Annotated in this window: 7 protein-coding genes; all 7 read right to left on the bottom strand. The window is 67.1% G+C overall.

Features of this window, described 5'->3' with window-relative positions; translation table 11 throughout:
- On the bottom strand, positions 1-5,003 hold a 5,003-nt coding region (locus tag N5E02_RS18445; protein WP_279946584.1), incomplete at its 3' end, for a DNA repair ATPase.
- A gap of 82 nt (positions 5,004-5,085) precedes the next feature.
- On the bottom strand, positions 5,086-7,104 hold the full coding sequence (locus tag N5E02_RS18440) for a hypothetical protein (RefSeq protein ID WP_005417967.1): 2,019 nt from the start codon (positions 7,102-7,104) through the stop codon (positions 5,086-5,088).
- The gene (locus tag N5E02_RS18435; RefSeq protein WP_065179159.1) at positions 7,104-7,778 is read right to left on the bottom strand and encodes an OB-fold-containig protein; all 675 of its coding nucleotides are present in this window, start codon (positions 7,776-7,778) and stop codon (positions 7,104-7,106) included. The genes N5E02_RS18440 and N5E02_RS18435 overlap by 1 nt, the downstream gene beginning before the upstream one ends.
- 168 nt (positions 7,779-7,946) lie before the next feature.
- Positions 7,947-8,603 carry a phosphoribosylanthranilate isomerase gene (locus N5E02_RS18430; protein ID WP_053500245.1) on the bottom strand — a complete coding sequence of 219 codons (657 nt, stop codon included), beginning with the start codon at positions 8,601-8,603 and terminating at the stop codon, positions 7,947-7,949.
- On the bottom strand, positions 8,600-9,370 hold the full coding sequence (gene truA, locus N5E02_RS18425; protein ID WP_053500246.1) for a tRNA pseudouridine(38-40) synthase TruA: 771 nt from the start codon (positions 9,368-9,370) through the stop codon (positions 8,600-8,602). The genes N5E02_RS18430 and truA overlap by 4 nt, the downstream gene beginning before the upstream one ends.
- A 33-nt stretch (positions 9,371-9,403) precedes the next feature.
- Positions 9,404-9,766: a VOC family protein gene (locus N5E02_RS18420; RefSeq protein WP_005417973.1), complete on the bottom strand. Its 363-nt coding sequence runs from the start codon at positions 9,764-9,766 to the stop codon at positions 9,404-9,406.
- 26 nt (positions 9,767-9,792) lie between these two features.
- On the bottom strand, positions 9,793-9,904 hold a 112-nt coding region (locus tag N5E02_RS18415), incomplete at its 5' end, for a FimV/HubP family polar landmark protein (RefSeq protein WP_279946585.1).

The following is a 9,904-nucleotide window of genomic DNA, read 5'->3' as shown; positions in this document are numbered from 1 at the left end:
AGCAGCGCCGGCCACGGCGCCGGGGCCGCAACGGGGATCGCTTCTGGCGCGGGCGGTGGCAGCTGCAGCGCGGTGGCGATATCGGCCAGCTGCGCCACCACGCGCCCGCCGACATCGCTGTCGTCGGCACCCATGGCCTTGTTGCGCAGGAAGTCGCGCTTGATCTGCGCCCAGCGCTGCGCCTGCGTGTCATCCAGTACGCCGCGCAGTTCGGCCAGCTTCAACAGGTTCTCTTCGGCGCCGGTGGTCAGCAGCTGCGCCTCGCCCAGGTAGTGGTCGGAGATCAACTGCTGCAGTTCGTCCTCGTTCATCACCGGGGAGATCTTCTCGGCCAGCTTGTTCATGTTGCGGTAGCTGCCCTGCAGGCGGAACGGCGGCTCGGTGCGGTAGCGGTCGTCCTGTGCGGCGCTGGCGATGTACTGCTGGTTGACCCGGTAGACCACGTCGCGCACACGCAGCATGCGCTGCAGGGTGGCGGTGATCTCGTTGATCTCCGCGCTGCTGTAGGTGTGGCTGAGGCTGTTGGTCGAGACCTCCTTGCCCATCGCGCGGTCGACCAGCACATACAGGTCGGCCATGTCGCGCGTAGCCAGCGGCGCCAGCACCGGATTGGAGGTCAGGCTGTTCTCGATGTAGCTGAGGGTGAAGGCGGCCTCCATGCCACCGAGCACGTCACCGAGGTTGTAGATGTCGGCACGGTTGGCCAGCATGTCCGGAATCTTGAACACCTCGCCGGACTCGGTGTACGGGTTGCCGGCCATCACCACGCAGAACTTCTTGCCGCGCATGTCGTAGGTGCGTGTGCGACCGCGCCACACACCCTCGATACGGCGGGTGCCATCGCACAGCGAGATGAACTTCTGCAGGAACTCGGGATGGGTGTGCTGGATGTCGTCCACATACAGCATGGTGTTGTTGCCCATTTCCAGCGCCAGGTTGAGCTTCTCCAGCTCCTGCCGCGAGGTCGCGTCCGGTGCCTGGGCCGGGTCCAGCGAGCGCACCTCGTGGCCCAGCGCCGGGCCGTTGATCTTCATGAAGACCAGGCCCAGCCGGTGCGCCACGTATTCCATCAGCGTGGTCTTGCCATAGCCCGGGGGCGAAATCATCATCAGCAGGCCCATCAGATCGCTGCGCTTGTTCTCGCCGACCGTGCCCATCTGCTTGGCCAGGTTGTCACCGATCACGCCCAGGTAGACATCGTTGATCAACTTGTTGCGTACGAACGAGGACAGCGGCCGCGCCTTGAACTCGGAAAGCCGCAGGGTCTCGCGCTCGCGACCGATGATGCCCTGGCGCAGCGCCTGGTAGGCATGGAACGCTGGCACGAAATGACGCAGGTGCTGCTGCAGGCGCGCCAGGAAATCATCCAGCGATACCACCAGCGTGCCATTGCTGATGCGTGCGTGTTCACCCAGCAGGCCATTGACCTCCGCCTGCAGTGCGGCATCGCTGGTACGGGTGCGCAACTGGCGCTGCACCAGCAGCAACGCGGCGGCTTCGTCGACATAGCCGGCATGCTGGGCATGCGCCGGCATCCGCGCCACTGCGCGCAGCCACTGCTCAGCCAATGACCAACGCGTAGCCAGTGGATCCTGGCCGCGCTGCAGGGCACGCTCGACCGCCTCACGCTGCCCCGCCTGCTCCAGCTGCTGGGCCAATGCCTCCAGCAGCGCCACCGCGTGGCGGCTGCTGCTGAACACCGGATCGCCCGCCGCGAGTTCTTCGCCCAGATAGGCGGATGCAGCCTCCGCGGCATCGGCATCGAACGGCAACGCGTGGGACTGCGCATACGCCAGCAGCGTCTCGGCCATTTCTGTGCGCAACGCCAGACGCCCTTCGTCGGACCCCAGCAGGCGTGCCAGCGCCTCGGCGCCCACCTGCCGCGCCGGCCATTGCGCCACCGCTTCGCGCCGCTGCTCGGCGGCCCAGAACAGCAACGCCAGCGCACGCACCCGCGGTGCATGGCGCAGGCTGCCGGCCGCCTGCTGCAAAGGCAGTAGCGCACGCAGGATCAGTGCCGCATCGTGGTCATGGATGCCGCGCTCGTAGCCTTCGCGATAGCGTGGTGCGGCAAACGCACGCACGCGCTGATCCAGCGCTTCCGGGTTCGCGACGTCGTGCTGCAGCGCAGCCAGATCGAGGCCGTCGCGCCCCTCCTGCGCGGCCAGCAGCAGGCTGCCGGCCAGGTACTCGCCGCGATACAGCGTGGGCGATTCCGAGTCGAGGGTGACCGGCCAGAACGGCTTGAGTGCGTCCAGCTCCGGGTCGTGCAGGGTCTCCAGGAAGTCGGTGCCGGTCAGATGGATGGCCAACGTATCGCCACGCGGCAACAGGGTCAGGTCCAGTGCCTGCGTATTGACGCTGAAGCGATGGCGCGGGCCCAGCCGCACCACGTTGCCGCCGGCTTCGTACAGGTCACTGCGGTCGCGCAGCTGGCGCACCGCCTGGTCACGCACGCCCTTCAGCCGCGCCTCGATGTCGTCGGCCTTGACGTTGTCGTGCAGCGTGCGCAGGCGCTCGGCCAGCTCACGCAGCTTGAGGATCAGCGGATCGCCGGCAAAGAACGCGTTGAGCTCATCGGCGGTGGCGAAGCGCTCGGTGCGCCTGGCCAGGCCGTCGAGGATCCGATTGGCCGCATCCAGTACCGAACGCGCCTTGCGCTGGCGGTCATCCAGCAAGGCCTGCTTGTGCGTTTCGAAGGCCTCGACCAGCTCTTCGCGCTTGCTCAGGATGTCGCCGAGGAACTGCTCGTGTTCGCCGAACTGGCTCTCCAGTTCTTCCAGCTGGACCAGCAGGCGCGACAACTGCTCGTCGGCACGTTCGGGGTCGGTGGCCAGCGCCAGCGCGCTGGTGATCGACTGCGAGAACAGCGCGAACTGGGCGGCGAACTGCGCCACGGCCTCGGCCGAACCGAGTGACCTGCGGCGCTGGTCAGCACGCGCGCGCGCCTGGTTGAGGCGACCGTACAGCACCGAGATCGACTCGACCACGCGGGTGCGGGCAGTGGCATCGTCCACGTTCAGGCCGGCCATCAGCTCGGACAGCATGTCCAGGTCGGACGCCATGCCACGCAGGCCTTCCAACTGCTCGTCCAGCTGGCGCGCCGTCTGTGCCTGCTGCGCGGCATCGTCCAGCGCCTGCAGGCGCGTGGCCAGCGGCGCCAGCGCCTCCTCGCCGGCGAGGAAGTCACCGGTGGCGGCGCCAACACGGTCCTGTGCCTCCACCAGTTCGACGGTCATCGTCTCGATGCGCGCGGTGTCGATGTAGCGCAGCTCGCGGAGGGTCAGCAGCCGCCCGCGCAATGCGGTGATCGCGTTGAGGGCCTCGACGAAGGCCTGCACCTCGCTCCAGTTCTGCGGTTGCAGCCGGCCCAGCAGCGCCTTGTGCGCGGCCTCGGCCTCCAGCATCGCCTGCGCCGATTGCTGACGGATCGACTGCACCTTCTCGTACTCGTCCAGCACCGATTCGCCGGTCGCGCTGATCTGCCGCAGCAGTGCCTCGGCGCCATCGCAGGCCGCGTCACCCAGCCAGTGGTGCGCATCGAACAGGCGCCGCGTATCTGCCACCAGGCGCTGGTAGCGCTGTACCGACACGTCCTGGCCTTCAATCTCGCGCGCCAGGTTGAACAGGTTGGAGATTCCGCGCACCAGCTCGGCGTTGCCGATGCGGCCCATGAAGGTGTTGCCGGGCGGTCGGCTGGCGGCAAACTCGTCACTGCTGAACGGCGTCTGCCAGACCTGCATCGGATGGATGCGGGTCGGTTCGCTGCCCTCGGCATGGAACAGCACCATGCGCCCGTCCTGCATCAAGGCGTAGCCATGGCCGAACACCGGGTTCTGCAGCACGCGCTGGATGGTGTTGTAGACGAACAGCGCCGAGCGCCCGCCTTCGCGCTCGTAGAAGATGTACAGCACGTCCTCGCCGTTTGGCGAACGGATGCTGCGCTTGAACTGCATGCCGGCCATCGAGGCATCAAATGCCTTGTGCTCGCCGCCCTGCAGGTAATAGCCACCCGGGAAGATCACGCCATGGTCTTCGGGCAGCTGCACGCAGGCCTGCACGATCGCATCATTGCGCACGATGCCGCCGGTCAGCGTGTTGTAGATCAGGCCGCGCCATTCGGTCTCGCGGTACGGCAGCACCTTCAGCAATACCAGCGAGCCGACCCGGGCGAACTCGAACTGGGCGTCGTCCAGCGACTGCGTGCTGTCCTCCACGGGTTCACTGTAGATGCCCTGTCCGGTTTCGGTGTTGTTTTCGACCTTGATGGTGAGGTCGCCACCGGTGGTCTCAACGAACAGGGTGTCGAGGATGTTCAGGTGCGAGTGGCGGCCGTTGACCGCGAGGTCGCGGGTCGCCCGGGTCCATTCGAAGTCGAACGGCGGCGGCAGTGCGATATCGCGCTCACCGCGCGCATCCAGGTAAGTCAGCTCGCCCTCGCGCGACAGCGCCCAGCGGAACACGCGCACGTCGCTGCTGCGCTCGCCGATCTGGAACGAGGCCAGCAGCTTGTCGCCGACCACGATCAGCTGCAGCAGGCGCGCGTGCTTGTAGTAGGCATACAGCTCGTTGAAATCGTGCACGAAGCCGGGCTGGTCGAGGAAGCTGCCCTTCAGTTCCAGCGCAGCGACGTCGTAGCCGTCGCTGCCCTGCACCAGCCGGTACAGGCCGAACACATCCTCGATGCGGGTCTGGGTCTTCAACCCGATGAACACGTTGTAGCCGAACAGCAGGCGGTCCGGGCCCACCTGCACGATGTCACGGCCGACGCAGTTGTTGTCGCTGCGGATGCGGAAGCGCCCGACCACCTCCAGGCGGCTGTCGCCGAACTCGGCCAGGCGCTGGCGGTTGAGCGTTTCGGCCAGGCCCTGCAGGCGCTGGCCCTGCTCGGCCAGGCGGCGGCGCAGGACTTCGTAGGCGCCGCCCTGAGCGACAGCCTGGTCGACGGTGCTACCGCCGGCCTCCGGCGCAGTGGATTCGGCGGACGGATGGGTTTCAGACATCAGCAGGTTTCCGGCTCACGGGCGGACGGCCGCGGTTGCGGCCGGCGCGGGCGGGCGATGGCGGCGGCCATCGCCCGATGCATCAACGGGCGCTGTCGACCACGGTAGCCGACACGGTCGGTACCGCTTCGGCATCCTCGGCGATCTGGCGCGGCGCCGGTTCGGCCACGGCCACGCCCAGGTAGCGCTGCATCAGCTCCTGCACGATCGGGCTCTTGCCGGCGAAGCCTTCGATCGACTTGCCCAGCGACACCGCCTTGACCAGGTTCTCGAACATGCCGCCGTCGCCACCGACCAGGTCGATATCGGCGTTGCGCAGCGCGCTGGCGATGACATTGGCGTTCTCGCGCGAGACTTCCTTGCCGGCTTCGATCGAGGCCAGCGCCTGCTTCAGGCTGTTGTCCAGCATCATGCGGAACTCTTCATGGCCACGTGCCTGGTCACTCAGCGAGGCGATGGCTTCGAACTTGCGCACCAGGCCCTCGGCCTCGGCCAGCAGCTTCTTCTGCACCACGCCGGCTTCGGCATTGCCCAGCGACTCGGTGGCGGTGGCACGGGCCAGGCCCATCTTTTCCTCGCCCTGTGCCTGCGCCTGCAGGGTCTCGGCCAGCACGCGGGCTTCGTTGCTGCCCTGCTTCAGGCTGGCTTCGGCCTTGGCTTCGATCACGCGGGCCTCGGCAATGCCGACCTTCTCGATGGCCAGCGCCGAAGCTTCACGCACCTGCGCTTCGGCCAGGCCCGGCGCTGCCTGTTCGGCACGCAGGGCATCGGCCAACAGGCGCTTGGCTTCGGCCTGCTTGCCGGCCGCTTCATGCTCGGCCTGGGCCAGCGTGGTCAGTTCCACCGCGCGATGCTTTGAAGCGGTCTCGCGCGCCTGCGCTTCCTTGACTTCGCGCACCAGCGCTTCCTGCGCCTTGGCCTCGGCTTCCAGGATCAGCACCTGCTTCTGGCGGTCGGCCTCGGAGACTTCGCGCACTTCCTTGATGCGCTCCTCTTCCTGCGCCACGGTCTTGTCGATGGAGATGCGTTCACGGGTGATGTTGGCCACGTCCATCTTGCCCTGCTCGACCACCTTGTCACGCTCCACGCCCTGCAGCTGCACTTCACGATCGGTGGTGACCTGCTCCAGCTGGCGTGCGCGCTCCACGCGCTCGGCCTCGATGGCCACGGCACGCTGGCGGTTCTGCTCGGCCACTTCCACTTCGCGCAGGCGGTTCTGGTCGCGGATCTCGATCAGCTGCTGCGCTTCGATGCGGGCGTTCTCGGACAGCTGGCGCTGCTCCTCCTGCACCTTGGCGGTCTCGGCCTCCTCGCGTGCACGGATGGTCTCGATCTCACGCTTCTGCCGCGCTTCGGCTTCGGCCTGCTGGCGTTCCAGGGCCAGCAGCGCTTCGCGCGCTTCCACGTTCTTCTTGGTGATGGCGAGCTTCTCGTTCTGCTCCAGCTCGTTGGTCACCACGTTCTGCGCGGCGGTCAATTCGGTGATCTTGCGGATGCCCTGCGCATCGAGAATGTTGAACTGGTCCAGCAGCGATTTCGGGGTCTGCTCCAGGTAGTCGATCGCCACGTCCTCAAGGACGTAGCCGTTCAGATCATTGCCGATCACCGCGATGATCTCGTCGCGGAACTCCTGGCGCTTCTCGAACAGTTCGGTGAAGTCGAACTTCTTGCCGACCGTCTTCAGCGCTTCGGAGAACTTGGCGTTGAACAGCTCGTCGACGGCATGCTTGTCCGATGCACGGTCGGCACCGATGGCCTTGGCCACCCGCAGCACGTCGGCCTGGGTCTCGTTGACCCGCAGGTAGAACGCCACGGCGATATCGGCACGCATGTTGTCGCGGCAGATCAGGCCTTCCTTGCCGCGGCGGTCGATCTGCAGCGTGATCAGGCTGATCCGCATCAGCTCGGCGCGGTACAGCACCGGGATGATCAGCGCACCGGTGAAGTGCACCTTGGGCGTGGAGCTCATGTCGTTGACGATCAGGGCCACGCCCTGGTCGACCTTGCGGTAGAAGGCCTTGAACAGGCCGGCCAGGCCGAGCAGTGCGACCAGCAGCACGGCTACGCCGATCAGGAAGGGGGCCATGGTTGCCAACGTCATCAGTGATTCTCCTTGTTGCCCGGAAGCAGGTTGTCCTGGAAGTCGAGGGCGACCGCGTCGGCGCGGACCACCCGGTAATGGTGTTGATCAGCCACGTGTTCGACCAGCACGATGCGCTCGCCACGCTGCAGTTCGATCTCGCTGCGCACCTGCAGCACCAGTCCGGCGCCGCCATCGTCGAAGGTGGCGTGACCGCTGCGGGCATCCACCTTCGGCGAGGCAACCACGCCGGTACGCCCCAGCAGCGAGGCCTGCGCCACCGGGCGCAGGCGCAGCAGGAACCTGCGGACGGGGCGCAGCAGCAGCGCGGTGAACGGCACCGCCGGCAACGGCGCCAGAAGGGCCACGACCGCACCGATCGCCCAGCGCAGCAGGTCCGGCAGCGGCAACAGCACGAATAGATGGACGAAATAGGTGACGATCCAGGCGAAGAAACCCAGCAGCGTCACCACAAGCATGAGGGGAACCCCACCCAGGCCCCAGCGCGCCAGCAGCGCGGACAGTCCCTGCAGCTCATGTGGGTCGCCATGCAGCGCCCCATCGGCGCCGGCATCGCCAAACCCGTCGTCGACCAGGCCGAAGGCCGCCAGTGCCCAATACAGCACCGCCACCGCCAGCACGATGCTGTACGGCAGGGTCGGGAAACCGAACACGACGGTGAGGAACTCCTGCATCGCTTGCCTTCCTGGGCTGTGGGCGGCGGCCGCCCGTTCGGGGCGCGCCATGCACGTCCCGTCGATCCCCGCGCCGGCCCTCATGGCAGGCGCGCTTGGGTCCATCCTATGTGAAGAGTGCGTGCAGGCTCAAATCCAGGTCCAGATCACGGCAAATAGTGACGCCAATCACTCAAGAACCGTGCAATCGGCGCGGCGCACTTCCTCGACGAAAGTACGCATCCTGTAGCCGTCCTTGATGCCCGGCTCCAGTTCGATGCCGCTGGAGACATCCACGCCCCACGGCAGGGTGGCCAGCACGGCGTCGTAGACGTTTTCCGGGTTCAGGCCGCCGGCCAGCAGGAACGGGCGATGCAGGCCGGTCGGGATCCGGCCCCAGTCGAAGGCCACGCCGGTGCCGCCACCGCCGCCCGGGGCATGGCTGTCGAACAGGAAACCGGCGGCGCTGGGATAGCGCAGCTGCAGGGTGCGGGCGTTGATCTCTTCACGCCCGCCCATGGCGATCGCCTTCAGGTAGGGCATGTTGAAGCTGCGGCAGAAGCCCTCGTCTTCCTCGCCGTGGAACTGCAGCAGGGTCGGCCGTACCGTGCGCAGCACCTCGCGCACCTCTTCCTTGCTGTTGTTGCGGAACAGCGCCACCACGTCGACCATGGGCGCGATCGCCTGGCGCATCGCGCGCGCTTCGGCCGGAGCGACCCGGCGGCTGCTTTCACGGGCAAAGATGAAACCCACCGCGTCCACGCCCAGCTCGCCGGCCAGGCGGACATCGCCGGCCCGGGTCATGCCACAGAACTTGATGCGTGTGCGGTAGTAGGAGCGGCTCATAGCGTGACCTCGGCGGGCAGGTGCCAGTTGTCGGGGTACAGGGGCCCAAGGAACACCAGGCCCTGCGGCGGTGCGGTGGGACCGGCTACGGTGCGATCGCGCCCGGCCAGCAGTTCGGCGATCCATTCCACCGGCTTCTCGCCACTGCCCACCAGGATCAGCGAACCGACGATATTGCGGACCATGTGATGAAGGAATGCATTACCCTGCACGGCAACCTCGATCACCTCGCCCTGGCGGCTGACCTGCAGTGACTGCAGCTCACGCCGGGCGTGCAGCGCCTGGCACTGCACCGAACGGAACGCACTGAAGTCGTTCTCACCGAGCAGGGCCTGCCCGGCGGCATGCATCAGGGTCTCGTCCAGCGCGCGGCGCTCCCAGCTCAAGGTCTGCCGGTCCAGCGCGGGCCGCACTTCGCGGTTGAGCAGGCGGTAGCGGTAGCGGCGTGCGCGCGCGGAGAAACGCGCGTGGAAATCCCCGGCCACCGGCACGCACCAGCGCACTGCGATCGAGCGCGGCAGGCGGGTGGTAGTGCCCAGCATCCACGCGCGCGGATCGCGCACCACGTCGGTATCGAAATGCACGACCTGGCACTGGCCGTGCACGCCGGCATCGGTGCGGCCGGCACAGACCACCTGTAGCGGCGAATCGGCCACCGACGACAGGGCCTGCTCAAGGCTGGCCTGCACGCTCGGGCCGCCCTCGCCCAGGTTCTGCCAGCCCCTGAAATCGCTGCCGTCGTACTCGACGCCAAGCGCGTAACGCATGTGCTACCTCAGATATTGCGGGAGGGGCGGCGCTCAGGCCGGATCGCGTTCGGACCACACCGCCAGTTCGTTGCCACCGGGCTCGACGAACTGGAAACGGCTGCCGCCGGGGAAGGAAAACACCGGCCGCACGATCTCACCGCCAGCGTCAAGCACCGCCGTTTCGATCGGTGCCAGCTGGTCAGCGTACAGCACCAGCAGTGGCGCACCGGCATCGCTGGCCCGCAGCGGCTGGCCGCGGAAGAAGCCGCCCTGCAGGCGGCCGTCGTCGAACGCGGTGTAGTCGCTGCCATAGTCTACGAACGACCAGCCGAACGCCTTCTCGAAGAAGGCGCGGCTGGCCGCAGGATCCGTGGAAGCGAATTCAACGTAGTCGATGCGGCGCTCGCGGCTCATGACGGGGTCCTTGTCGGCAGGGTCGATCACGGCAGGCGGGCCAGCAGTTCGCGGGCCTGGGCCTGGCAGTGCAGGTCGCCGCCCTCGGCCACTTCCTGCAGCAACGTACGCGCGGTCTGGGCATCGCCCAGGTCGAGG

The organism is Stenotrophomonas sp. GD03777 (genome assembly GCF_029842485.1).
In the GTDB taxonomy this organism is placed as follows: domain Bacteria; phylum Pseudomonadota; class Gammaproteobacteria; order Xanthomonadales; family Xanthomonadaceae; genus Stenotrophomonas; species Stenotrophomonas sepilia.
Note: the sequence above shows the minus strand (reverse complement) of the source record. Positions and strands in the feature narration are given on the sequence as shown.